This window comes from Chryseobacterium sp. HNCC26DJ238 (assembly GCF_057180465.1).
Window position 1 is genome coordinate 69381 of sequence record NZ_JBXUGI010000005.1, and the last position, 25295, is coordinate 94675.

The following is a 25295-nucleotide window of genomic DNA, read 5'->3' on the forward strand; positions in this document are numbered from 1 at the left end:
AATGTATTGATTTAGAGGATGAATTTATAAAAGGTGTAAAATTGTTGGAAAATTTTTCACTAAATGTCTTTTTGACAGGAATGTTTACGGAGTTGATGATACTGATGAGTTTATTTTCCCCAATGAAAATTTTATTTTAAAACAAATGACCTTTTGTGAAAAATCAGAAGTAAGCCTCTTATTCCTTCCTGATTTTGTAGGATATTTATTTAGAAAATCCAAATTATCTAAAGATAGATATGATAGTGGAAATTTAAATCTTGAAAAATCTTTATTAACAATCCACTGTTATAAAAATATGGTTGAATTAAGTGATAAGGGACTTTTTCACTTTTTAGATATCAATGAATAAATTTTACAAAAAGCTATCGAGTTAATAATATAAAATAATTAATTTTCATCAACCATTTAAACTCTAACTAATACATGGAACAAAAATACACTTACAAGGATTTCACTTATATTTTAGACAAAAATAATAATCACATTGTAGAAGTTAATCCCAAAAGAGATACTCCTGAAGAAATTTACAAATATTATTCAATAACAAAAAATTCGATAACTGCATTAAAAGATTTAAAACTTTATGCTACTCATCCATTTTTGTTTAATGATTCAATTGATAGTTCTGAATTGATTTTGGATTTTAGAAATATTTCTAAAGAAAGATATATTAGTTTTTATGAAAGAATAATAAACCGTGAAGAGTTTGTAAAACACGATTTTGGAAGTTTATATGAAGAAGATAAAAAGCGAAAATTTTATAATATAAGAAATGCTATATATACAACATTCTCAAGAAATTTTGGCATAATATCATTAACCACAATACCGTTCAATATTTTAATGTGGTCTCACTATACAAATGAAACAGGTTTTGTGATTGAATTTGATACAAAAAAATTGTTAGATAGTATTAAAATCAATAAAGATGTTAACAACTATTGTTTTCGCCCAGTGCAATATGTTGAAAACATAGAATTTATTGATGTATTTTCAAAGGATTTTTCAACACCTGATGTTTCGTTTTTATATGCTACAACCATAAAAAGAAATGAATGGGAGTATGAAAACGAATGGAGATTATCTGTCTATAAAAATGATATGGGTATCCCCTTCAGTAATTTGTATCCTGATACAAATGATTATGAAGGTTCTGATAATCGTTTTTTTCATTATTCCCTAGATTCAATACATTCAATAAGTTTAGGAAAACACTTTTTTAATGGCAAAAATTGTGAATTCGTTAATGAGGGTAATATATTTACACTTTATAGAAGAGATGATGAAAAAAATAAAGAAAATGATGAATTATTTATTGAATTAGTTACTCACCTTGCTGAAAATTTCAATGACAATCTATATATGTCTGGTGAATATGAAAATGGAAATACTCTAGTAAGAAGTCTTGGCAAAATTAATTTAGAAAAAGTATCTGAAAATGTTTTTAAATTAATTGACTTAAAACAAATAGTGCTACAAGATTAATTTAAAACCAATAACCATAAAAGATTGAATGTATATTTTATAAAATAATTGATGATATGGCAACAATAACTTTTCGTATAATGGGAATTGATGATGAAAGAAGAACTATGGATGTAATAATGCAAACCGTAAGTTGAGAAGGAAGATATATTCTTAAAATACAAAATAATCCAAATTTTGAGGATTTAATGGCTAACCAATTAGTTCAGTATAAAGTTCTGACAAGAAAGGTGATTAAAGATAAAGATGATGTAGAATCTTTTGAGTATAGCGAAGGAGATAATTTTGCTTCTGCAAAACTCAAAGATGCTTATAAATGGGTAGAAGAAGAAAAGAAAAAACTTAATCCAGATTATTACATGAGAATGTGGAATAAATTGAGTAGCAATCTCCTACTTGCTACGCTAATTGGAGCGGCAGTTGGAGCATTATTGACAGTATCATTAACATCCTTATTAAAATAATGAATATGAGTACAGAATTTTACACACAAGCATCGAGATATGAGAATTTAGTTCGTATAGCTTTCAAGTGTCCAAGAGGAGCAAAGAACGGTGCAGATTTAAGTTTTATGCAAAATGCAATGACTATGGAAAATGGAGATTCTTTTGCAAAGCATTTAAGGAGTTTTGATAAACAATTTGATAAGGTTAAGAATTACACTTCTAAAGCATTAATTAAATTATCAAGGACAAAACCATTTTCTTCTGAAAAAGAATTTTTCTTAGACTTAGAAGGGAAAATAAATTTTGTAGGTACAACTTCTCAGTTGATGAATATTGTTAACCAATCAATGGAAAAAGTTTTGGAGTTGAGAGAATAATTTCTATCAGCTCTCCGAGTGTCATAATGATACATATATTCAATCTCTGAGATTCCTAGGACTTATGCGTAATAAATACTTTATAAATATATTTAAACCATTACTGATAGGCTGTTTAGTGTGATTTTCGTTTTACTTGGCAAAATGACATTCATTTTAATGGATCAATATGACTTTTTAGAATCAGTATCAATAAAAATGAGGTATTCAAAATTAATTTTAAAATAAGATTTGTATCTACAAAAACATTTTATACGGTCTGCTACACAACAATAAAAGCTTTTTTTACCCTAGCGTTCAAAGATTCTAGCCCTTATCTTTTTTTTCTGGTAATCAGTGTCAAAAATAAATTTTAGGTGCTAAAATGTGGAAATGTTAGAAAAACATAGTTTTTTCAACATAATTAAAATGGTTATGTGATCATAGAGTTATTACCCTTGAACCTTGTATAAATACACAATAATTTTTTATTAGGTATTTTTGCTGGCTACAGTATTCATGTGCTTTAGCTTGGATTCGAACTAAGATACCCTTCTTGATATTTCATATTACCGTAAAATATCGAGGAAGTGCTTTACCAATTAAGCTACTAAAGCTGTATATATATAATTAATATTTAAGTCATTGATTCCATATTCTTGCAATAAGTAAGATTTTAAAGCATTTTTATATCGTTCCTCTTTATGTAATAAATTTAGTTTAAAATTTTTTCTTTTTAAATGATTTATTATTATATCATCACTTGGTTTTATAAAATCATATAAGTTATTTGCAAAATATTTCAAAGCTCTGGTAAAAAGTATAAAATCATTGAAACAGAGATTTTCATAATCATTCGGAGCATCAAATAAATCATATTTTTCATTTATTTCATCTTTTTTAATAATCAAATTTTGGAAATCCAATTGAAGAGAATCATCTGAAATTTGGAAATAGTGTGAGTATTTGTTTCTTACCTTTTTATAGTACTTAATTATGTCATAATGGATTTGTCCTACTTCAGATAATAAAACTTCTTTATTGTAAGGTAGTTTTGTAAGCAATTTTTCAAGAAAAGTATCATTTGAATCTCCAAATTCCATTTTGTGGTCGTATAATTCTTCATACTCTGTTTTGAATTTATAGAAAAATAATTCAGCATATTGTTGCACTGATGCAATATATTGAAGAGATAGTCTATTCATTAGTATGTCAACTTCAACATCATTTGTTCGAATATTATATTTTTTTGATTGTTCAGTAATATATTCTTGAATAGAAGAATGCTCATTTGCCTTTTCCATAAAATTTCTAACTGAAATTTCTGTTAATTGCACAACTGCATCATATTGTCCTAATATCTTTCTTAATTCTGTAACTGATTTTAATCTAAATGCCACTTTTAAAGTATTGAAGCTAATGCTTAAATATACGAATTGCATTAATATATAGATAGAAAAATTTATTATAATTCTCCTGCAACTTTATTCTAATAGATGTACAATATGTTTACATTTAAACTGTTTTTAAGACTTTCTGTTAAATATTTCAAGCAAAAAATCAATAGTAATATAATATTAAGCTAAACTGATATATTTATTTATTTCAAATTTAAGTAATTCAGGTTGTGCATTAAAAAAATTGACGAAGTCATCATTAGAAGTTAAATTTCCATTATCATCAAAACTAATGTTTTCGATTTGATTACTATTTTTTAAAATTCTTATGACATTAGGATTTAAACCAATTCTTGTTAAATCAATAATCTCTTTATCATCACTTCCATATATAGCCTTATAGTATGTATTTTCATCAATTATTTGAAAATCATATAAAAAAGTTATAAGTTTTTTAAGCTTGAAACTCACAAAATCTTCCTCCAGTTTTATTTTTATCAATGAAATATTTGAAAGTTCTTGTCTTGATTTATTTTTTAAGTTAATATAAACTTTATTAAGATATTCAGGATTATTATATTTTTTTGAAGTATTAATCTCTTCACCAAAAGAACCACCAATAAATAAAAGAGAATCAGTGGAGCTTGACGCTTTAGTTTCAAAATATTTTACAGTAGAAATTATCTTTTCTTTCAAGCCTAACAATTGAAATGTGTCAATATAGTTTTGATAATATTTCCTTGCCTGTGAATTTTTCAAACGTTCAACTTCATAATCTGTTATGTTTGATTCATTATTTTCTATGAATATTTTGTAAATTATATGTAATAAATTATTACCTCGTGGAAGATTATTAATGTTTTTGATAATAGATTTAATAACTACATCAATTTCCTTGTAAAAATCACCTATGTTATTTTCTATAAAATAATGCGTTATTCTTTCTTCAAAATTTTCAGGATTTACATTTAATAGGAAATTTGTAGAGTCAATTATTAGTAAATCTCTAATTTTTTTCTTTTCTTTCTCTTGTTTACTTAACTTTAAATTTTCAATATCATAATTTTCCAATAATGGATTTTTATTTTCATCAATAAAAATATGCTCTCTTAAAAGCTTAATTTTATTTTCCATATTACTTCGTGAATCAGTGAAATCATCACTGTCTACAAAATGAACTTTTGATAATAATCGTTTAAGGGAATGAGAAAAAACATAATTTAATCTATTAACTCTTCCTATTAAATTATTTAAGTCTTTTGAACTTAATCCAAATGTAGATGTTATATATAGATTATCAATAGGAAAATTAACCCCTTCTAATATTACAGAATTTGCAACAAGATATCGAAATTCTTTAATTTCTTTAAAAGCATTCTCCAAATATTCTTTTAAAATATTAGGTAGTTTACCATGAAGATAGAGAACACCTTTCTTAACTAAATTGATTAAATCTAAGTCTCCATTAATTTCGTCGGAGATAACTTTTGCAATTTTATTTAATTCTTCACTCTCATCAAAATCATCAATACTATTATAAATTTTATGCGCTATTCTTTCAACGAATTTTGGACGGTAATTATAGATGAAATTTTTATTATTACTCTTATTAATTATATATTCTGCAAATTCAAAATCCATTTTAAGATTGTAATAATCATCAGTAAATCTATTGTACTTTTTTAGTTTACCTCTTTTGTCAAGATAGTACACATCAAATGCTTTCATATTATGATTGATGGTACTTTCATAAATTTTTCCTTCAGATGTGTTTTTAATTTTAAGTTGTGATGAATCTGAAACAAGAGGACTTAAATAGAGTACTCGTTGGTTGTTATTATATTTATGATTTAACATTATAAATCTCGACAACAATAAATTTCTTGCATCGCTTTTTAGTAAATTATGTGCTTCATCGATAAATAGGATATCAAAAGATAATCCCATCTTATTAATTAATCTGTTAGCCCTTTCCTGTGTTAAAATTCCTATAAATCTTTCTTCATTATTATACATTTCATCATGTAAAATCAACTTATAATTTAAATTAAGTTTTCTTATATCATTGTAAGTTTGTATTAGAAGTGATTTAGTTGGAACTATTATTCCAATTTTATCAAAATTATTTTTTATAATTACATCTTTAATTATCGAACTTTTACCATACGATGTAGGAGCTATGTATGCTGAATCATTTTCTTTAATATTTTCAAAAATTTCCAAACTTCTGTTTGATTGCTCAATGGTTTCAATGTAATTGTCTTTCTTATATTTTTCATAAATCATTTTATTTATTATTCTTTCATTTATGAAACTTTCTATGAGATACTCTTTTGAAAGTATATAGTTAGAAATTGGATAAAAGCCAATTTGCAAACTGATATCATACAATGGTTTATAATCTTTATGGATTATGGAATATTTCAAAATTATATAATAGCCTATATTAAAGTAGCCTTTATATCTCTTATCGTGATTATAATATCTAAAGAATATAATTGCAGCAGATAAAATATAAGTTATTTCATCAGAATCAAGTCTTTGATTTAGTGTTATCTTTTTCAGACACTCATTAAGTATTTCATTATTTTTTAATGAACTTAATTGTTGTTTTTCTCTGGTTTGAATCTTACTCATTTAGATAATCAATAAAATTTTGAATTGATTTTTTATTTATGCAAACTGCATTAATACTTTTAAAATTATATTTAGATAACAATCTGACAAGATTATCCTTCAACATATTCTTATCAATATCTGAATACCTTGTTCCTAAATATATAGTTGAACTTGGTATTATATTGTAATCTTTGATTTGGCTGTAAGTACCATTAACATAATCTTTTGATAAGCTTTTTAATGTTTGAGATATTGTTTGATTAAAATCAATAGATCTTATATTAGAATGATTATAAGCATTTCTCCACGGGTCATTTGTAGTATTACCTCCTTCAATCTTACCTTTTAAATCACGGTATGCTTCACCTATATTACTATTATGAGTTGCTGTTAGTGTAGTTTCCAGAGATGATTTACTTTCGTAAATAAAATAGTCATCATCAATCAAGTAGACACCATCAAATCCCTTTTTCATCCCTTTTTCTTCAAGATTTCTAAAAAGAAAATGTTGTTTAAACTTATTAGCTCTAATATAAAGATGACAAATAAATTCGGATACAATTCCTATTTTCTGTTCCTCGGATTTCCCTTCAATAAGCTTTAAGATTTCTTTCTTTGTGATCGTAATGTCACTCGTATCTTCTATTAATTCATTATCTCCATTCCATATAAAATGAATACTTTCTTCAATGTAGTTTTTAAGACGAGGATTATAAACATCAATATTCAGGAAATGTAAAATAATATTCTCAGTAATTTTTATCTTATATCGATTAAACATTCAACAAAATTTTGGTTTACAGGTTTGTAGTTTTAACAAATATATGAATACTTTATATTTATCAAAATAATAAGGTATTGAATCTCAAAACAATTTGACCCTGTTAGAGGAAATTTTTAATTGAAAAAAATTAGTAAATTAGAGAGAACGGGATATGTGTATAAAACCACCCCCTCTTTGCTCAAAAGGAAAGTCGATTTTTTTAAGGGGGTACGGGTTCAAGGATTTTGGTTTTGAAAATAATTTCCTGAAAATTTATTCTGTACTACGAAAAAGAATACAATGTTTTTGCAGTCACTTTCCTGATTCCTATAAGAACCTGCATTGATATTGAATTATGAGGGTGATTGAGCAATGGAAATATAATAATATCTTAACCCTGAAATAATTTTTCATCACATTTTTATGCAGGATAATATAGAATATTATAACTTTACAGTGGGGAAATGGTGGGGAATAAATCTATAGAAAACAAAAAAACCCGTTGGTTTTCAACGGATTTCAATTAATGTTTGCAGAGAGGAAGGGATTCGAACCCTCGATACAGTTACCCGCATACTACCTTTCCAGGGTAGCTCCTTCAACCACTCGGACACCTCTCTAAATTGAAGACTGCGAAAATACGTTATTTTATTTGATTTACAAAGTAATATTTTCTTATTTGCTAACTTCTCCGCAAATGTCTCCTGAAAAATTCTCAGAAAAACTTCCGGGATAATTCGGATTATCAATTAAATGCATTGCTTTTGTAATGGCACATTCTGCAGTCATATCCCTGCCGCTGATTGCTCCTATTTTAGCGAATATATTACTGTTTTCATATTTGCCGAATGAAATGCCTCCTGATATACACTGGCTTACCACCACAATTTCAGTTCCGTTTGCCCTGATCTGCTGTAGTGTTTCTAAAGTTTTTTCACTGCTGAAAATGGTTCCCGAACCAAAAACCTGAAGAATAAGAACTTTCATTTTAGGGATTTCTTTAAAATGATTCAATTTCATTCCGGGAAAAATCCTCCAGAACAGGACATCCTCAGAAATGTGCTCATCCACATGAAATTCAATATTTTTATCACAACGGAATAACGTGTCTTTGTCGATTTTCAGGTGAACCCCTGACTGACCGAGAATAGGGTAGTTAGGACTGGCATATGCATCAAAGTATTCAGCAGAATACTTCAGGGTACGGTTCCCTCTCAGTAATTTATATTCAAAATAAATGGCCACTTCCTGGATCACTGCCTCATTTTCCTCGTAAAGGCTTGCGTAATACAGGCTGGTCAGAAGATTTTCTTTGGCATCCGTACGCAGATCTCCGATCGGAAGCTGTGAACCAGTTAAAATAACCGGTTTGCTGAGGCCTTTCAACATAAAGCTTAATGCTGAAGCAGTATAAGACATGGTATCTGTTCCGTGAAGGATTAAAAAGCCATCGTATTTTGTATAATTATCAAAAATGTAATTGGCAATAACTCTCCATTCTTCAGGTCCCATGTCGGAAGAGTCGAGTGGCTTTGCGAAAGGATGTACAAAAACTTCGCATTCCATCAGTTTCATTTCGGGCATTTTCTCAAAAATATTTCCGAAATCAAACGCACGGAGGCTGCCGGTTTCGTAATCTTTTTCCATACCGATCGTTCCGCCGGTATAAATCAGAAGGACTTTTCGCTTCATTTTAATTTAAATTAAATATTTGAGTTCCTTTTCAGGTTCAGAATTTCAAAATTACGTTAATTTGCAAAGATTTGAAAATAGATGGAATATTTAGCCGGAACTTACGAATATTTAAAACAGTTCCTAACAGAAGAAAGATTACGGAAAATTGAGCATTTTGCTCCCGAAAGTTCAGATTTTGTCCTTCCGGTCTTAGAAGACGTGTACCAGTTTAGAAATGCTGCAGCCATTGTCCGTTCAGTGGAAGCCTGTGGTTTTCATAAGGTAGTGGCCCTGCAGGAAGAAAATAATTTTGAGCCGAATCTTAAAGTTACTAAGGGCGCTGATACTTGGGTTGAAGTGGAAAAACTTCCCCGCAATATGGACTCTTTTCAAAAGATCAGAGACCTGGGTTATAAAATTGTTGTTGTTTCTTTAGAGAATAATGCAAAGATGTTACCCGAATATGACATTACCGAACCTATCGCTTTGGTTTTCGGAACTGAAATGGAGGGTGTTTCGCAGGAGATTTTAGATTTTGCAGATGAAACCTTAGCCATTCCGATGTATGGCTTCACAAGGAGTTTTAATGTTTCGGTAGCTGCTTCAATCTGTATGTACGAGCTGAAACAGAAGCTCATGAGATCTGATATTGATTATAAGCTTAATGAAGAGAAACTTCTGAAGATGAAAATCCGTTGGGCCGTGAATTCTATAAAAAGCGGTGAACAGATTTTAGCCAGATATGTAAGAGAAAATCAGTAAATTCATTGCATGAAAAATATTATTTTCATGACGATTATTCTCATTGTTTTTTCCTGTAAAAAGGAAAAGGAGACTGATTTAAACTGGATTTTACTGAATGACAAGAACAAAATTCCCGGACAAATCAGGGATTTTTTTCAGGCAGCAGAAAATAATGAACTGTTTCTTGCGAATCCTGATGAAGAATTCAATATAACGGATAATATTTCAAATCCCGGTTTGCCTTCAAGACAGTTGAAACTGTTGGAAAGAAAAAATCATATCTGGAGAATGGTTTTTATAAAGGGAGGTATCGGAAAGTCTTATCAGTTTTATCAATTTAGCATCCGGGGAGATACTATTTCAGAAATTAAAAAGGGCTATTCTCATTATAATATTGAAACCAGCGATTCCTTAGAATATTACATCAAAAAAGGGAAGGTGAAATTTGAAAAAATTCGGATCAGATATGAATAGCGCAAATCAGATCATCTTATTATAATTCCATGCAGCGACAAAAACTCCTGCTGTTTCGGTTCTCAGTCTCTGATTCCCTAATGAAACTGCTCTGATTCCTTTTTCTGCTAAAAACAGAATTTCTTTATCAGAAAAATCTCCTTCAGGACCGATCAGAAAAGTGTAGCTTTCTAATTTTGGAATATCACTCAAATTGATTCTTTCTAAATTTTCGTTGCAGTGCGCTACAAAAGTAGTTTCAGGATCTGCATTTTTAAGAAACTCCGGCAATTTAACCAAATCATTAATGACAGGAAAGTGAAATCTCAAACTCTGCTTAGATGCAGCAATAGCCTGTTTTCTTAGTTTATCAATGTTTAGATTTCTACGCTCCGTCTTTTCGGTCTGCAGAATCGTAATTTCTGAAATTCCCATTTCTACTGCTTTTTCAACAAAAAATTCAATGCGGTCAATGTTTTTTGTAGGAGCAATCGCAATATGCAGGTAAGGATTGAAATCAGGGGTTTCAGTTTTAACCTCATTAACGTCAATTCCTGCTTTTTTGCCTTCTATAACCAGTATTCCGGAAGCGAGATTTCCTTTTCCGTCAGTTACATGAATTTCCTCACCGTCTTTCATACGAAGTACTTTAACAATGTGTTGCTGTTCTTCGTCATTGATGATGGTTTTTTCACCGTTTATTTCTCCAAAAAAAAGTTTCATATGTAAATACTGAATCTAGATAAGTTTTATTGAATGAAATGATTTTTAAAATGTGATTTCATTATCACTTAAAAATGCTACACCGGTTTTTATCGTGGTATAGATGTCACCGTCACAGTCCCTGTAGGAACACATGTAGATTTCTTCAACCCACTTATTATTCATAAAAATCAAATTCAGGTATTCGTTTTTTCTTAAATTGTTTTTGATCGATAAATAATCTCCCTCTTTAGGCTCATAGGTAAAACTGAATACATTTTCAGAATTGATTTTTTCTACGATCTCTTCCTTCACATTCTGAACATATCCTGTTTCTGAACTTACCATTAAATAATCTTCATCCTCAGATTTTTCTGTTACTTCATTTTTTCCGGTAACAGTTTCTAAAACCCAGTAATATTTTGAGTTTTTTTTAGAATGGGTTCCCAGTGTTTTTTCTTCTAATAATATTTTCATCTGTAGATGTTTATTTTTAGTTTTAATTTCAAGCTTTTCTGGTTGAAATCAAACTGAATTAATTCTGATTTTATAAATCGTACTTTGAGGTTGCTGTTGTTCTTAAATCCGTAAATTCGCCTCTTTCAAATTTCAGTTGTGCAACCATAGCAATCATTGCAGCGTTGTCCGTTGTGTATTCAAATTTAGGAATATAAATATTCCAGCCTAATTTTTTGTTATTTTCCTGCATGGCTTCTCTTAATGCAGAATTGGCAGAAACTCCACCTGCAATGGCAACTTCTTTTATGTTTAGATCTTTTGCCGCTTTTTCTAATTTATTCATTAAGATTTCAATGATGCATTTTTGTACGGAAGCACAAAGGTCATTCAGGTTTTCTTTAATGAAATCAGGGTTTTTCCTCACTTCTTTCTGAATGAAATATAAAACTGAAGTTTTAATCCCACTAAAAGAATAATCGTAATTTTCCAATCTAGGTTTGTTAAACTTAAAAGCATCAGGATCTCCTACCTTTGACAACCGGTCGATGATCGGTCCTGCAGGATAATCAAGGTCAAAAATTTTCCCGATTTTATCAAATGCTTCACCTGCGGCATCATCAATGGTTTTCCCGATGATCTCCATGTCGAAATAATCTTTCACCAGGACAATCATGGTATGTCCGCCACTTACGGTAAGACACAAAAACGGGAATTTTGGCGGCACAGGATTTGCATCGTCGATGAAGTGCGCCAAAATATGCGCCTGAAGGTGATTGACCTCTATTAAAGGAACGTCAAGACTCATCGCCAGGGACTTGGCAAATGAAGTTCCTACAAGGAGGGAACCCAGAAGTCCAGGACCACGGGTAAAGCCTATGGCAGAGATTGCATTTTGTTGTATATTTGCTTTGATTAAGGATTTTTCTACTACAGGAATAATATTCTGCTGATGAGCTCTTGACGCCAGCTCGGGAACCACACCTCCATACTCTTTATGGATTTCCTGGTTGGCGGCAATGTTTGAAAGAATAGAATTTCCTTTGATAATGGCTGCTGAAGTATCGTCACAAGACGATTCGATACCTAAAATTATAGAGTCACTCATAGTAATGGCAAAGTTAGAGAATAATAACGAAAATGAGCATAAAAAATCAGTAGCTGAAAACCTGGGTGATCAGGTACAGAAGACGGTTGATAATGTTCAGGAGACCGTAAAGGAGGCTTCTGAGCTCGCTTCAGATGCCATAAAACATCCTATTGATACCGCTCAGGAGTTTGGAAGACAGGCTGCAAAAGATGTTACCAGCTACTCGTGGTGGGCAAAACTTTTACTGTTTCTTTTCTGGACACTTCTTTCGATCGTGGTGATTGTATTTATTGCCATTAATCTGCCCGTAACCAAAAGATGGGCTGCAGATCAGGCTCTGGATATTGTCAACAGAGACTTCAAAGCAAAGATGTCTACAGAAAGTGTCGAGGTCGATTTTTTCGGGGATGTTACCATCAAAGGTTTAAGAATCAAAGATTATAAGGATGTAGACTTCATCAAAGCCAGAGAATTCAAAGCCAATTCAGACTGGTTTTCGTTAGCCACGAATATAGGTAAGAAAAATTCTTTAAGTTTCAACGGGCTGAGACTTATTGATGCTGACATAAAAGTCATTACCTATAAAGGTGACAGTATTTCAAATTTTATCCGTTTTACAAAGCTTTTTGACAGCGGTAAGAAAAAAGATCCATCAAAGCCGCCTTTCCAGTTAAATTCCCGGTTGGAAATTTTAGATTCTAAAGTTTCTATCGTTAACCAGAATTCTCCCGGAGAGCCGGGGAAATGGCTCACTGCCACCAACGTCAATCTCATAGCACCCAGATTGAAGGTGGACGGAGTAAATATTACGGCTACCATTAATAATTTTACATTCACGACCAAAAGGTGGGGGAAATCTCACTTCGTAGAAACTTTTTCTACTGATTTTTCAATGACAGAAGATTTTCTCTTTCTGAAAGATCTGACTTTAAATACGGATCATTCCCTTCTTCAGGGTGATATTAAGTTTAATCTGAATAAAGGTTCATGGGCAGATTTTACCAATAAAGTAAAATGGGATATGAATCTTAAGCTCGGCAGCCAGCTGAGTGGTTATGATATTTCGTATTTTGTCACCAATTGGGATAATTTTGTTCCGTTTAATATAAGTGGTAAAATGGCTGGCCCTTTGAATAAATTTACCCTGGATAATTTTCTGATCAGAAATCCTTCGGTAAATATTGCCACTCAGAAAATGAATATTACCAATTTGCTGAAAGGGAATTTCTTAATCGAAACCAATAATCTTTCTGCAGATTTCACGTACAAAGATCTTAAGGCCATGATGCCGAATTTCATTTCATCTAAAATGAAAAACTTTGCAGATGATTTCGGCAAATTAAAATACAGTGGCGATGTCAGAGTTACACCAAAACAAGTCTATGTTTCATCCGGAAACCTGATGACAGGAATAGGGCAGGCAAAGATCAGAGGTTTTTCATTAACGGATTTCAGTACAGCACTGCCAAAGTATAAAGGTTATGCTGAAGTACAGGATCTCAATACTTCCGTGATTACAAAAAGTAAAACGGTCGGTCTGATATCCGGTAAATTCAATGTAGACGGTCAGAGTTTTGATGTTAAAACGATGCGTATTATCACCAAATCTCAGATTTCAAGTATTGATATCATGAATAAGGAAATCAATAACCTGAATCTGGATGGTCTGCTTGATCACAGAAAATACAATGGGTTGATTACGGTAAACGATGAACAGGCAAAAGTAACAGTCAAAGGTCTGATCGATTTCAGTACTTCAAGGATTTCCGCAAATGTTGACGCCGATGTCTCTTATCTGAATATGAATTATTTTACGGATAAGCCGGGAAGCCAGATCGTCAGCGGTCAGGTCAGCGGAAAGATGTCCATGACCAATATTAATGATCTGAATCTTGATGTTGAAGCAAATAATATCAGCTTCGCAACTGCCGCTCAAAAATATCGGATTCCGAATGCGAAAGTGAAAACATTCATTGAAGGTGGTAACCGGATCATTGATGTCAATGCTCCCGGAGCTGTGGATGGTAAAATCTCAGGAAGGTACAATCTTGCCGATCTTGCAGGGATGGTCGAAAACGGTTTAGGTAAAATTTTAGTTGGTCCGCCGCCAAGAAAACTTTACCGTGGACAGAATTTCACGATGAACTTTGATGTACAGCAGGGCTTGGTCAGTTATTTTATGCCCGATCTTAAACTTCCTCAGGGTGCAACTGTGGAAGGGGAGTACGATGGCAATTCCAATAATCTGATTGTAAACCTTGATGCTGCTTCGCTGAAATATGTGATGACCAAAAAAGAGGAGATAACTGATGCGGATACTGCATTGGCAGATGCCAATCCTGATTATAAGATCAATCCGAGAGAGGTGATTACAAGAGACAGTGCACTGGTCGACAGTGTCATGGTAAGAATCAATACTGCGAATCTGGATCAGCAGCTTTATGCAAAAATAAAAAGAGTAGAATACAATAAAAATATTCTGAAAGATATCCTGTTGACAGGTAAAAACGAGAATAACACCGAACTCCGTATTGCAACAAGTTTCAAACACGGAAGTCCTGAAGATGAGCTCGATGACAATCTGAAAAATTATGCAGTCAACTTCAATCAGTCTACCAACCCCGCGGGGGACTATATCTTCAGGTTCGAACCTACAGAAGTTAATTTCAATAATGTAAAATGGGCGATCGATACCAGCCCGGAACTTGATCATTACATAAGTTACCGCAAAAAAACAAAGGATTTTGAGATCAGAAATCTTAAGATTTATTCAGACCAAAGCTCTTTGTTAATCAATGAATCTATATTTAAATCGATCAAGGATTTCTACGTTGATGCAGAGGTACAGGATTTTGCAGTTGAGAAACTGCTGGAAATGCAGGCCGGAGGGAATCCTATGGATATCAAAGGTTTAGCCAATGGTAATGTGAAAATAAAAATGGACAAGAGCACCTTACAGCCATTGGTTGATCTTACTGTAGATGATATCATGATGAACGGGAATGATATGGGAGACCTTACCATCTCTGCGGTTAACGGTTTTTCACTCAATGTCTATGACGTTGACGTAAAAGTAACTTCGGCAGGAGTAATCGGTAATAATAATCTTCACCTGACAGGAACGGTGAATAATAATACAGCTTCCCCGACAATTGATTTTGTTACGGAACTCAGGGATTTTGATCTCGCATTCACCCAACAATTCGTACAGACTATTTTTGGGAACTTAAGAGGGAAAGCTACCGGGGATCTTAAAATCAACGGAACGCTGAAAAATCTGGATTACAGCGGTGATATTGCTTTGAAAGAATTCGGACTTAAACTTTTGTTCACAGGAGTGGATTATTCATTTGACGATACGGTAATCCCTCTTTCAAAAGGACTGGCTATTCTGAATAATATAGGCGTTCACGATGGCAGATCCAATTCGCAGGGAACGATTTCCGGCGCAATTCAGTTTGAAACTCTTTCATCATTGGGAGTCAACCTGGTTATGAGAGCTGATAATCTTTTGATGTTGAGCACCACGCAGAAAGATTATGATCTTTTCTGGGGAAGAGTATACGGGCAGGGAGATTTATATGTGGACGGTCCTGTTTCTGCTTTGAATTTATCAACACCTAATATGAAGGCGTTGAATGGAAGTACATTTACGTTTAATTCAAGTTCTACGTCCAATGTTGAAGAGTTTAAGATGCTCAGGTTTTTAAAAGAAGGGAAAGACGGTCTTGTTACTTTGGAGGAAAAGAAAAAAACAGGATCCAACATGAATATTGATTTCAGTCTTGATGTTGATAAAGGAACGACCGTGAATGTTTTGGTAGGCGATGACGTTGGTAATATTACCGTTAAAGGAGTTGCTCAGGGACTGAGGTTTCAGATGGGTAGACAGGGAGCTATTGCGATGAACGGAGCGTATATGGTAGACAGCGGAACCTTTGTTTCTAAAGCAATTCTTAACAGGACATTCCAGATTCAGAAAAACAGCAGTATCCGGTGGGATGGCGATGCCATGAAGCCGGCTTTGGATATTACTGCAAATTATGTAAGAATGGTTTCCAATGCAGGAGCATACCTTAACATGGGCCAGCTTCAGCCAATCAGTATTTTACTGCAGACTAAAATTACCAATACCCTGACAGATCCTAAGATTGACCTGAATGTTACCGCTCTGGATGTTTCAAGTCAGGTAAAAGAAACCCTTGCTGCAAAAATCAACCAGACAGAAGGTGAGAATGTTCTGCAGTTCAGCTCAATACTTCTGTTGAATATGTTTAATGAAACAAGCACCGGAGGCGTAGCTTTTAATGCCGGTAATGTAGCTGAATCATCAGGATATAATATGATCCTTAAACAGTTGGGCTCAGTATTGAATACGATGAGTACAGAGTTTCAGATTGACTTAAATTATGTGAAAGCTGATCAGAATTCCAATATCGGTGATCGTGCGAATGCAGGGGTAAGCTTTGATCTTTCACCAAGGATCACAGTGAAGACAGGTTTAGGGATTCCTTTAAATAAAACAGATGCAACAGATGTTAACTATCTCTCTGGCGAAGGAAGTATAGAGTACGATATTTCTAAGAAGAATGACGGAACTTTAATTTTAAGAGGCTATTCCAAACCTACGAATATAGGAATGGGAGTAGGGACTGTCGGCACCAACGGTTCTGCGAATCAGGCCTATGGAGGGGGAATCGTATGGAGTAAGAGCTTCAATTCTTTGTTCAAAAAGAGACGAAAAGATAAAAAAACACCTTCCGGTAATAATGAAATAAAAACAGATTCCGTAAAATCAAAGGTTAAATAATCTGAATCTTTGAATGATTTTTATCATCCGTGTTAATTATTGTTAATGTTTGATATATTTTTTTCAGTTAAATTATTTTTCTTAATTTTGTAAAAAATTTATGGATTTTTTAGGAAAAATATAATTTCACTATATGAACTATCAACTGGACGAAATAGACAAGAAAATTCTTGATTTCTTAGTAGAAAACACAAGAATGCCTTTTACAGAAATTGCTAAGCAGATGGATGTATCTGCGGGAACAATACACGTAAGGGTGAAGAAAATGGAAGATGCAGGTATTATTTTAGGATCATCTCTTAATTTAGATTATGGTAAATTGGATTACCACTTTACTGCTTTTATCGGAATCCTTCTGACAAAATCAAACCGTACGCAAGAGGTTTTGAAAGAGTTGGGAACAATTCCAAACGTTGTAGAAGCAAGCGTTATCTCAGGAAAATACAATATTTTCTGCAAGGTAAAAGCTAAAAATACTGAAGACGCAAAGAAAATTATTTATCAGATCGACGACATTCAGGATGTAATGAGAACTGAAAGTATGATCTCAATGGAAGAATTTTTAAGCGATAAAAACAGATTGATCAACGCAATCTCAATTTAATCAAATTTTAGACGATATAAATACCGGAGAACTTATGAATTCATTCATAAGTTCTTTATTTTTGCATGATGGAACAGGAATATAAAGAATACAGCTACTTTGATGAAGATCCTAAAAAAGGATGGGGGTTTATTTTAGCATTGGCATCATTGCTCCTTTTTACCTTTATGGGAATAGGACTTGATTTTGATGAATATCTGCAGCACGAAACCCTGAATATTCCTTTGGGTTACTTCTATTTTATTTTCTCCATCGATCTCCTGATGATCGCAGGTATTATACTGATGTATTTTTACAGAAAAGCAGGGATCATCCTGTTTCCCGTGATGCTGGTGCTGCATTTTTTTATGCACAATTATTATCTCTCTACATTTCTGTATTCCGATGTGACCAATCTTTTCCTCTTTACAGGATTTGGAATGCTTGCAATTATCCCTAAATGGAAGTTTTTCAGATAGAAAACAGGACTCACGTATCAAAGTGAGTGTACCTGACTAATTCCCGTATTATCTAATTGCAAGATCTGATCACAAATTTCTTTCATATCTTCCAAATAATGATTGATGATCAGAATGACTTTTTCAGATCCAAATTTTCTGATCAGCTCATAAATGAATTTTCTGTTTTCCCCGTCAAGGGAAGAGGTAGGTTCATCCAGTATTATAAATTGAGGATCGTGATATAAGACACGCAGCCAACCGATGAGTTGTTTCTGACCACCTGAGAGATTGATTCCCTCTTCTCCTACGAGTGTGGAAAGCCCTTGTGGTAAACTGTTGATGAATTTCTCAAATCCGTAAAATCTCAGTTTCTGTAGTTTTAGTTCATTAATTTTATCATCAAGAATGATATTTTCCAGAACGGTAGCGTTGAACATCTGTACATTTTGGGGAACAACACCGATAAGGCTCCGCCATTCATATAATGAGACTGTAGTGAGACTGATACCTCCGTTAATCATGATTTCGCCGTTCTCAGGGAAGTAATTTTTTTGCAATATCTCTGTGAATGTCGTTTTTCCACTTCCGCTCTCTCCAAGCAGGCAGGTGATCCTGCCTTTTTTAAGAGATAGTGAAACCTTGTTTAGGATTTTACTTCTTCCTGTAAATCTGAAATCAAGATCTTTGATTTCAATCTTGTCAATCATTTTAATTTCAATACCCTCCGCTTTTTCTTTTTGTAATGAAGAATATTCGAACATCCTGTCGAATGCAACTTTAGCTTCCTGTATAGGAATAGTTATCAGTGCAAGATTGGTGACGGATGCCAATAAGGAACCTGAAATTCCGATAACAGCCATGAGTTCGCCGATTTTAATTTCATTGCGCAGGACACCGAAAGAAGAAAATCCCAGCATCAGCAAAAGAAAAAAAATCAATGTGGTTCCGGAATAAAATGAGATGGTAAGGTTGAGTTTCCCCAATTCAAAAATCTTTGCCTGGAATTGCGTAAAAACATTTTCATTTCTTTTCATAAATACATCCTGTTTAGAAAATCCCTTGATTACGTCAATTCCCCTGATGCTGTCGATATAATTACTTTCATTATTTCCGTTAGCCTGCATCACATTACTCTGGACTTCAACAATTTTCCTGTTGAAGCTGAAAATAATGAAAAAAATGATGGGTGAAATCATTAAACAGATCAGGGCAACTTTCCAGTAATAAAAGAAAAGAAATCCAATTGAAATCAATACTCCTGAAATATCGACAGCTGTGTTGCTGATCAGTTGTTTGATTACAGCCTGTATTCTCTGGGTATCATTCAGCCTCACAGCAAAATCTCCGATTTTTCTTGTATCGAAAAATATTTTTGGAAGATGCAGAAGAGATCCGTAAAATTTCCGGTTTATTCTCTCATTAAAGGCTTTTGCCTGTCGGATGATATACCATTCCCGGAGTGCCTGGATGACCACTTTTACAAAAAGCAGAAAGCCGAGAAATAAAATACTTACTATTAATAAAGAAATTTTTTTCTGCGGTAAAATATCATCGATTAATTTTTGGTAAAATATTGACATTGACATGCCTGATAAAGTAAACAGCAGTCCAAGAAGTATGATCGTGTAAATGGCTTCCTGATCTTCTTTTATCAGATTCTTCAACCACTTTTTTTTCTCCGTGTCTGTATCTGTTTTTTTCGGAAAATGTTCATTGGGTTTTAGCGTAAGACAGGCTTTCGATATCCAGACTTCGTTCAGGTAATCTTCTGTCCAGTATACTAAACCTCTGGCAGGATCCCCAATAAGAAACTGATGGTCTTCAGAAAAATGATGAGAATAGCATATAACATAATGTTCAAATTTTTGGTCTGCAGTAATATGTAAAATGACGGGTGCTCTGTGTTGTATGAGCGCCTGTATATCTGCTTCGCATCCTTCCGCGTCAAAACCTACAGCCGTGGCACATTGCTGCAATCCGAGAAGTGTAGTTCCTGTTTTACTTGTTCCGCTTTTTTCGCGGAGGATTTCCATTGAAATGCTTCCTCCGTAATAGTTAATCAAAGATTGAAGACAGCCGGCCCCACAGTCTGTAAGATCCCTCTGGAGCGAAAATGTCTTTTGTATGAGTTTATTTTTTTTCATTAATGGTGTTGATCAGATTTTCGAGTTTTATGGCGCCGGAATTTCTTTTGAGAAGGTGATTGTTTTTGTCATACACCAGAAAGTAAGGTACACTGCTCATTGCCATTTTACGGTAGAGCTTAGCTTTGTCATCATGGCACCAGAAAATATTATGTTGCTGATCCAGAGCATACTTTGCTGCAAAATCCTTGATTTCTTCCAAAGGTTCACTGGAAAACCATATCCACTGAACATTGCCGTAATTTCCATGGACTTTAGAAAGCTCTTCTGCTTCTGCTGAACAAAAATGACAGGCTGTACTGAAATAGATGATAATTTTAAGCGTATTATTATCCAGATTATCCGAGGTCAGTAAAGTTCCGGAAATAGTCTGAAGGTTAAATGCAGGGATGTTTTTTAAGGCTTCTATCTTCTCTTTCTTATATTGAAAATTCAGAAATAACTGTATGAATACTACGATCAAAACAATTGGAATCAAAACAGCTGATGTTTTTAAGATTTTCTTATTCATCCTTTCAGTACTGTGCGTTGAGTATAATAAATGAAACCACGCCAACCCAAAACAGGAGCCCTATTCCATAGGTTATTGCTGTTAAGCCAAACGATTGTATAAAACTGATCCTGTGGTCTGAAAATTCACGAATTCCCAAAGCTAAAACTCCCCAATACATTAATTCAAAAAGGTTAATCAATTGTAAAGGGTAGGCGATCAGTTTTTCTGTGGATATGTATTCACGAAGATTGATCATTGAAATGGGGTAGTAGGTCTGCAGATCTTCGATCGTATACTCTGTATTGATCCAGTAAAAATTGACAAACTTATAAAAACCTGCTGTGATAAATATAAACTCAGCAATCAACGCGATAAAAATAAATTCTGAAAACTTAATATCATCGGATCCAGGTAGATCTGTGAGTTTGATAAAGCTGAGACAGAAGGCAACCAAAATAATCTTGCTTCCGTATGCAAAAGGAAATACCATGTAATTTAACCATTCCCATTTTCGCTGATATTCTATATAGCTATCTGCTAACTCAACTGGATAGTTTTCAGACAATAATTCCATTAATTTTGACTCAGGGAGTATATATGTTTTGTTGAGCCAGAAGATTAGAATATATAAAATGAGGAGGAGTAAAAATATTAAAAACTTATTCATTATCCGAAAGGTTATAGAATACGTTGGTAATTTCAGTTTCACGATGAGATGAGAAAATTATTGTTGAATCATTGTTTCTATTGATTAATAATTTATCCAGAACATTACAGGAATGATCATCGAGATAAGCGTAAGGCTCATCAAAAATCATTATGTCGCTTTCAAGAGCTAAAATGGAGATTATTCCAACTTTTTTTTTGTTCCCTTCAGAGAGATCTCTTATGTATTTTAATTCATTAAGATTCAAATTAAACTGTTCCGAGAGAGATCTGCAATTCTCTAAATAGCCCTTTTTATTATTTATTTGTTCCAAGAACTTAAAATATTCTAAAGGATACAGATATGGAATCAGACTTTCATTATGTATAAAACCTTTGATATCTTTAGTAGAGATTTTTAATTCACCACTATAATTCAGAAAACCCATTAAAGTATTTAATAGAACAGTTTTTCCCGTACCATTTTGACCTTTGATCTGGAACAGGATGCCCTCTTGTATATGTAATTTTTTGATTTTTAATATGAAATTTTTTAAAGAGATGGTGAGGTTGTTAATTTCTAATATATTCATCGTTTATTTTTTTAATGAAGAGCTCTGTTAAATTTTGTAAACCAAAAAAGAAGATTAAATAAGCAGCTGTAAGTAATAGTAAGGAATGGACAAGATTATTAATCGAAAAATAGTAAATGATGATTAAAATTATTTGAATAACAGAGGTCAAATAATTCATACCTGTCTGCCTTATTATGCTGAGCTTATTATCATATAAGTTCATTTTTCTAAATAACAGAATATAACAGGTTATCTGAAGAGGAATTAAATTTAACGTACATACTATGATGGAGATGGTTTTTTCATTCATTCTGTCTCCAGCAGATAGAAATAGCAATAGTACAGATGAGCAGATAAGTGTACAAAATAGTATTCTCTTAAATTGATCAATTAAAAACTTTTTGATTTGTAGTTTACTTCTGATGTTCAATATCTTATGATAGTCAAATGAAAACCCAAAATTAAAGTAACCAATATTTAAGATATTAAGAGACAGTGCTCCAATGGTAAAAATCATCCAGTTGAATTTACTTTCTTTCGATATTGAAACCAAAGTTAGAAACAACAGAAATGATAATACACCAATAGATAAGTAAACAGCAGGTAGCCAGTTTCTGAAAATTTGCTTGTAAAACATCTAATTTAATTTTAAATAATGATTCAGTTTTTTTACAGTTATTAGTATAAATGCAGTGAGTATGATAAAAAATAGTAAGAAGAATTTATCCCAATCTGATAAGCAGAACATTGTGAATCCGTTTATACTATAAAAGAACAGAAAAAAGATAATTCCTTTTCTTACCGTTTTAAGATTAAATACCAGATATGAATTAAAAAGAAAGAAAAGAAAAATGCTATATTCACCATTTAATAAGATACTTACAAATGGAAGATTTGTAAGTGAGATCAGAGGTAGAAAAAACAGAATGATTTTCTTATGTCTAACCTGAACGGGTAAATATATTAAATTTTTTAAATTTCCAATCATCCCTCTAAAAAATGTAAATTTTATAAAAAAATCAAAAAATATAATTACAAATCGAAGACTGTGAAATATCTGAATCATCTCCCAGTAGAAATATAATAAAATCATATTATAGAGGATATCAAAAATATAGTATCTGTTTTCTCTTTTTGAATTCAGAATAAAAAAACTCATACAGTGTAAAAAAACAGTAAGGTCTTTTTTTACACTGTATGAGCTTTCTTTTTTGTTATGGTTTACCATTGCAAGCTCCGTAATGATCCGCTAACATACTGCATCCGGCTCCTGCTATAAAAGACCCTAATCCTCCGGTGAAAACACCCACTATAGCTCCGGTAATACCACAGCCAACGGCAACGGCTGCCTGACATCTTTTAAGACCTCCCTGCAAATTTTCCATTTGCGAAACATTTAATTTTTTCATTTGTTCAAATTTTAAATTATAAAATAAAATTGTCATACGAGCCCTGACATGGGCGTTGCTGATCAGCCGTGTAATTTTACATTCTGAATGGTGCACCTGTCAAAACATAAAATATAATTGATTGTGTTTTTATATCGCAAACATAGGAAGGATGACGGCGTTAAAAATAAAATTTTACCCTTAAATGAACCCTTAAATTTGATAAGGGTGTAAGTAAGGGTTTTAATTGATTGATTATTAGTTATGTATAGATAATTTGATGAGGGTGTTTATCTGCTGAAATTGTAATTTCGCTTTAAAGAGATTTGAAAATCATCCAACTTTACACACTATAATGATCTACATTTTTAATTTTTTTTAGTCAATATTGAAGATTTCAGTCATTATTATTTGGTGTAACGGATCTGGAGATACTATGATTTTTTTCATCAATACAAAATATCAACACAAACCAACTGTAAAATAAATTCTGAAGATTTAATGCTGTCTGATCCAGGTAGATCTGTGAGTTTGATAAAGCTGAGACAGAAAGCTACAAGTGAAATTTTAATACTAATAATAGCTGGTGTCGTAACATAGCTTAACCCAAGACCATTTTTTCTGACTTTCTAAATAACTTTGTACAATCTCGTTAGAATAGTCGTTGCTTAAGAAATTGAAAATTTTTGAACCTGTAGTAATGTAAGTTTTGTCTAAATAAATAAGCGAAGAATAGCATAAGATAATGGTTATAAAAAGTATAAAGTTTTTCATTTCGTATAACAATTACTTAATTTTCTATTATGGATATTGCAATTTTCAAAGGACTTGAAAGATCATAAAGCATATAATGTATTAATTTTAAGAGAGGTTTTTACACTTCTCCTAAAATTAAAATGATTTATTTCCTTTTATTCAATAAAATTACAAGAATAACAAATATGAAAGTGGCTGAATAGGAAAGATATCTTCTTGCTACATCATTAAATATTTTAAAAATGACATCTAATAAAAAAATACCAAATGCTAAAATAAAATAAATTGTAAAATAAGTTTTTTTATTTAACTTCATTTCAATATTTGTTTTTTATAAAAAGTTTAAAACTTGTATCCAACTACTCCAGTATTTAGCTGCATAGGCCGAAGATAGAAGGCCTGGAAAACAGAGCAGTCCACCAATTATTAGCAAATTCATACCAACAGCAAAACATAATGCAGAGTTGGCACGACCAGATATTTTAGTTTGTTTTAAATTTATTTTCTTTCATTGTTGATTACATAAAATTATTTTAGAAAAATTCTATATAACTGATTAGTAATTAATTACTATTAAGATTTCAAAATTAGCAGATATTATTAACATTATAATTCTGTGAGTAGTCCTTGTTATTTCTTATATTTTATGATCAGATACACAATAACTAATATGATAGCAGAAAAAAAAGTTTTAGGATATATTTCATCTTGAAAAATATAACTAAATAGATTATATAATATAACGAAAACTGTCGCTACAATTATTATTATTTCAAGCCTTTTATTCATAATTAATTTTTTAATGATAATACTGTTCTCATTATTAAAGAACAGTACTACCTTAATTATGTTTAATTACCAGTTTCCAAATAACACACCACAACCAATTACAGCAATCATTAAAGAAGTTCCACCGGTAGGAATGGCTGCCCCTAGTGCTAATCCACATAGAATTCCACCAGCAAGATCTTGACCATCGCCACCAGCAATTATTTTTTCCATCTGATTTTGATTAATTTTTTTCATAAAATTTTGTTTTAAAGTTATTGTTATTTAGAACTGTCGCCTATCAAGCATCCGGCAGCTGCAACTGCAGCTCCCAAATAAAACATAGGAGTAAGCATCATTCCTATTCCAATACCGCAAAGTACTGCCTGATTATTTCCGCCTCCCTGCAAATTTTCCATTTGCGAAACATTTAATTTTTTCATTTGTTCAAATTTTAAATTATAAAATAAATTGTCATACAAGC

Annotated in this window: 22 protein-coding genes and 2 tRNA genes; 8 read left to right on the forward strand and 16 right to left on the reverse strand. The window is 32.2% G+C overall.

The features are described from left to right. Nucleotides 1-426: 426 nt before the first annotated feature. The 3 genes from AC2A07_RS06090 to AC2A07_RS06100 all read left to right on the forward strand — a co-directional run bounded on the left by AC2A07_RS06090 (nt 427) and on the right by AC2A07_RS06100 (nt 2311). The gene (locus tag AC2A07_RS06090) at nt 427-1488 is read left to right on the forward strand and encodes a DUF2971 domain-containing protein (protein WP_484049681.1); all 1062 of its coding nucleotides are present in this window, start codon (nt 427-429) and stop codon (nt 1486-1488) included. Between the two features lie 188 nt (nt 1489-1676). Beyond that, nucleotides 1677-1952, forward strand: a complete 276-nt coding sequence (locus tag AC2A07_RS06095) for a hypothetical protein (protein ID WP_484049682.1) — start codon at nt 1677-1679, stop codon at nt 1950-1952. Nucleotides 1953-1957: 5 nt separating this feature from the next. Continuing rightward, nucleotides 1958-2311 (forward strand): hypothetical protein, encoded by a 354-nt coding sequence (locus AC2A07_RS06100; RefSeq protein WP_484049683.1) that lies wholly within the window; start codon nt 1958-1960, stop codon nt 2309-2311. A gap of 501 nt (nt 2312-2812) precedes the next feature. Here AC2A07_RS06100 and AC2A07_RS06105 read toward each other — a convergent pair. The 6 genes from AC2A07_RS06105 to AC2A07_RS06130 all read right to left on the reverse strand — a co-directional run bounded on the left by AC2A07_RS06105 (nt 2813) and on the right by AC2A07_RS06130 (nt 8761). Further along, nucleotides 2813-2907, reverse strand: a tRNA-OTHER gene (locus AC2A07_RS06105). After that, a complete protein-coding gene (locus tag AC2A07_RS06110) occupies nt 2893-3690 on the reverse strand; it encodes a hypothetical protein (RefSeq protein ID WP_484049684.1) in 798 nt (265 codons plus the stop codon). Before AC2A07_RS06110 ends, AC2A07_RS06105 begins: the two co-directional genes overlap by 15 nt. Nucleotides 3691-3867: 177 nt before the next feature. After that, on the reverse strand, nt 3868-6324 hold the full coding sequence (locus tag AC2A07_RS06115) for a DEAD/DEAH box helicase (RefSeq protein ID WP_484049685.1): 2457 nt from the start codon (nt 6322-6324) through the stop codon (nt 3868-3870). Next, nucleotides 6317-7087 carry a hypothetical protein gene (locus AC2A07_RS06120; protein ID WP_484049686.1) on the reverse strand — a complete coding sequence of 257 codons (771 nt, stop codon included), beginning with the start codon at nt 7085-7087 and terminating at the stop codon, nt 6317-6319. Before AC2A07_RS06120 ends, AC2A07_RS06115 begins: the two co-directional genes overlap by 8 nt. A gap of 515 nt (nt 7088-7602) precedes the next feature. Continuing rightward, nucleotides 7603-7689: transfer RNA gene (locus AC2A07_RS06125), tRNA-Ser, on the reverse strand. 55 nt (nt 7690-7744) lie between these two features. Then, entirely contained in the window at nt 7745-8761 is a 1017-nt protein-coding gene (locus tag AC2A07_RS06130) for an asparaginase (RefSeq protein WP_484049687.1), read from the reverse strand. Between the two features lie 81 nt (nt 8762-8842). On the opposite strand from AC2A07_RS06130, the gene AC2A07_RS06135 reads away from it, so the two are divergent. Both AC2A07_RS06135 and AC2A07_RS06140 read left to right on the forward strand, forming a co-directional pair. Next, a complete protein-coding gene (locus tag AC2A07_RS06135) occupies nt 8843-9505 on the forward strand; it encodes a TrmH family RNA methyltransferase (RefSeq protein ID WP_484049688.1) in 663 nt (220 codons plus the stop codon). 9 nt (nt 9506-9514) lie between these two features. Then, on the forward strand, nt 9515-9961 hold the full coding sequence (locus AC2A07_RS06140) for a hypothetical protein (RefSeq protein WP_484049689.1): 447 nt from the start codon (nt 9515-9517) through the stop codon (nt 9959-9961). A 6-nt stretch (nt 9962-9967) separates the two neighbouring features. Here the strand turns inward: AC2A07_RS06140 and AC2A07_RS06145 are convergent, their stop codons facing one another. The 3 genes from AC2A07_RS06145 to tsaD all read right to left on the reverse strand — a co-directional run bounded on the left by AC2A07_RS06145 (nt 9968) and on the right by tsaD (nt 12206). Beyond that, nucleotides 9968-10663: an RsmE family RNA methyltransferase gene (locus AC2A07_RS06145; RefSeq protein ID WP_484049690.1), complete on the reverse strand. Its 696-nt coding sequence runs from the start codon at nt 10661-10663 to the stop codon at nt 9968-9970. Between the two features lie 45 nt (nt 10664-10708). Then, nucleotides 10709-11119: a hypothetical protein gene (locus AC2A07_RS06150; protein WP_484049691.1), complete on the reverse strand. Its 411-nt coding sequence runs from the start codon at nt 11117-11119 to the stop codon at nt 10709-10711. 70 nt (nt 11120-11189) lie between these two features. Next, on the reverse strand, nt 11190-12206 hold the full coding sequence (gene tsaD, locus AC2A07_RS06155) for a tRNA (adenosine(37)-N6)-threonylcarbamoyltransferase complex transferase subunit TsaD (protein ID WP_314494220.1): 1017 nt from the start codon (nt 12204-12206) through the stop codon (nt 11190-11192). 4 nt (nt 12207-12210) lie between these two features. Here tsaD and AC2A07_RS06160 point away from each other — a divergent pair, with 4 nt between their 5' ends. From AC2A07_RS06160 to AC2A07_RS06170, 3 genes are all read left to right on the forward strand, one after another. Further along, nucleotides 12211-16998 (forward strand): translocation/assembly module TamB domain-containing protein, encoded by a 4788-nt coding sequence (locus AC2A07_RS06160; protein WP_484049692.1) that lies wholly within the window; start codon nt 12211-12213, stop codon nt 16996-16998. 133 nt (nt 16999-17131) lie between these two features. After that, nucleotides 17132-17602 carry an Lrp/AsnC family transcriptional regulator gene (locus tag AC2A07_RS06165; RefSeq protein WP_047446659.1) on the forward strand — a complete coding sequence of 157 codons (471 nt, stop codon included), beginning with the start codon at nt 17132-17134 and terminating at the stop codon, nt 17600-17602. A gap of 65 nt (nt 17603-17667) precedes the next feature. After that, on the forward strand, nt 17668-18060 hold the full coding sequence (locus AC2A07_RS06170) for a hypothetical protein (protein ID WP_484049693.1): 393 nt from the start codon (nt 17668-17670) through the stop codon (nt 18058-18060). 17 nt (nt 18061-18077) lie between these two features. Here AC2A07_RS06170 and AC2A07_RS06175 read toward each other — a convergent pair whose 3' ends face one another. The 7 genes from AC2A07_RS06175 to AC2A07_RS06205 form a co-directional block, all read right to left on the reverse strand. Next, nucleotides 18078-20186 carry a peptidase domain-containing ABC transporter gene (locus AC2A07_RS06175; RefSeq protein ID WP_484049694.1) on the reverse strand — a complete coding sequence of 703 codons (2109 nt, stop codon included), beginning with the start codon at nt 20184-20186 and terminating at the stop codon, nt 18078-18080. Beyond that, nucleotides 20173-20697 carry a TlpA family protein disulfide reductase gene (locus tag AC2A07_RS06180; protein ID WP_484049695.1) on the reverse strand — a complete coding sequence of 175 codons (525 nt, stop codon included), beginning with the start codon at nt 20695-20697 and terminating at the stop codon, nt 20173-20175. Before AC2A07_RS06180 ends, AC2A07_RS06175 begins: the two co-directional genes overlap by 14 nt. Nucleotides 20698-20701: 4 nt before the next feature. Then, nucleotides 20702-21253, reverse strand: a complete 552-nt coding sequence (locus tag AC2A07_RS06185) for a hypothetical protein (RefSeq protein ID WP_484049696.1) — start codon at nt 21251-21253, stop codon at nt 20702-20704. Between the two features lie 85 nt (nt 21254-21338). Then, entirely contained in the window at nt 21339-21917 is a 579-nt protein-coding gene (locus tag AC2A07_RS06190; protein ID WP_484049697.1) for an ATP-binding cassette domain-containing protein, read from the reverse strand. A gap of 1196 nt (nt 21918-23113) precedes the next feature. Next, nucleotides 23114-23308 (reverse strand): hypothetical protein, encoded by a 195-nt coding sequence (locus AC2A07_RS06195; protein WP_484049698.1) that lies wholly within the window; start codon nt 23306-23308, stop codon nt 23114-23116. 1590 nt (nt 23309-24898) lie between these two features. Beyond that, nucleotides 24899-25069, reverse strand: a complete 171-nt coding sequence (locus AC2A07_RS06200) for a hypothetical protein (RefSeq protein ID WP_314494201.1) — start codon at nt 25067-25069, stop codon at nt 24899-24901. A gap of 23 nt (nt 25070-25092) precedes the next feature. Then, on the reverse strand, nt 25093-25254 hold the full coding sequence (locus AC2A07_RS06205) for a hypothetical protein (protein ID WP_484049699.1): 162 nt from the start codon (nt 25252-25254) through the stop codon (nt 25093-25095). Nucleotides 25255-25295 lie beyond the last annotated feature (41 nt).

Coding starts and splice junctions, on each gene's coding strand:
- AC2A07_RS06090 (WP_484049681.1), top strand. CDS start 427: ATGGAACAAAAATACACTTACAAGGATTTCACTTATATTTTAGACAAA.
- AC2A07_RS06095 (WP_484049682.1), top strand. CDS start 1,677: ATGGCTAACCAATTAGTTCAGTATAAAGTTCTGACAAGAAAGGTGATT.
- AC2A07_RS06100 (WP_484049683.1), top strand. CDS start 1,958: ATGAGTACAGAATTTTACACACAAGCATCGAGATATGAGAATTTAGTT.
- AC2A07_RS06115 (WP_484049685.1), bottom strand. CDS start 6,324: ATGAGTAAGATTCAAACCAGAGAAAAACAACAATTAAGTTCATTAAAA.
- AC2A07_RS06120 (WP_484049686.1), bottom strand. CDS start 7,087: ATGTTTAATCGATATAAGATAAAAATTACTGAGAATATTATTTTACAT.
- AC2A07_RS06130 (WP_484049687.1), bottom strand. CDS start 8,761: ATGAAGCGAAAAGTCCTTCTGATTTATACCGGCGGAACGATCGGTATG.
- AC2A07_RS06135 (WP_484049688.1), top strand. CDS start 8,843: ATGGAATATTTAGCCGGAACTTACGAATATTTAAAACAGTTCCTAACA.
- AC2A07_RS06140 (WP_484049689.1), top strand. CDS start 9,515: ATGAAAAATATTATTTTCATGACGATTATTCTCATTGTTTTTTCCTGT.
- AC2A07_RS06145 (WP_484049690.1), bottom strand. CDS start 10,663: ATGAAACTTTTTTTTGGAGAAATAAACGGTGAAAAAACCATCATCAAT.
- AC2A07_RS06150 (WP_484049691.1), bottom strand. CDS start 11,119: ATGAAAATATTATTAGAAGAAAAAACACTGGGAACCCATTCTAAAAAA.
- tsaD (WP_314494220.1), bottom strand. CDS start 12,206: ATGAGTGACTCTATAATTTTAGGTATCGAATCGTCTTGTGACGATACT.
- AC2A07_RS06160 (WP_484049692.1), top strand. CDS start 12,211: ATGGCAAAGTTAGAGAATAATAACGAAAATGAGCATAAAAAATCAGTA.
- AC2A07_RS06165 (WP_047446659.1), top strand. CDS start 17,132: ATGAACTATCAACTGGACGAAATAGACAAGAAAATTCTTGATTTCTTA.
- AC2A07_RS06170 (WP_484049693.1), top strand. CDS start 17,668: ATGATGGAACAGGAATATAAAGAATACAGCTACTTTGATGAAGATCCT.
- AC2A07_RS06175 (WP_484049694.1), bottom strand. CDS start 20,186: ATGAAAAAAAATAAACTCATACAAAAGACATTTTCGCTCCAGAGGGAT.
- AC2A07_RS06180 (WP_484049695.1), bottom strand. CDS start 20,697: ATGAATAAGAAAATCTTAAAAACATCAGCTGTTTTGATTCCAATTGTT.
- AC2A07_RS06185 (WP_484049696.1), bottom strand. CDS start 21,253: ATGGAATTATTGTCTGAAAACTATCCAGTTGAGTTAGCAGATAGCTAT.
- AC2A07_RS06190 (WP_484049697.1), bottom strand. CDS start 21,917: ATGAATATATTAGAAATTAACAACCTCACCATCTCTTTAAAAAATTTC.
- AC2A07_RS06195 (WP_484049698.1), bottom strand. CDS start 23,308: ATGAAAAAATTAAATGTTTCGCAAATGGAAAATTTGCAGGGAGGTCTT.
- AC2A07_RS06200 (WP_314494201.1), bottom strand. CDS start 25,069: ATGAAAAAAATTAATCAAAATCAGATGGAAAAAATAATTGCTGGTGGC.
- AC2A07_RS06205 (WP_484049699.1), bottom strand. CDS start 25,254: ATGAAAAAATTAAATGTTTCGCAAATGGAAAATTTGCAGGGAGGCGGA.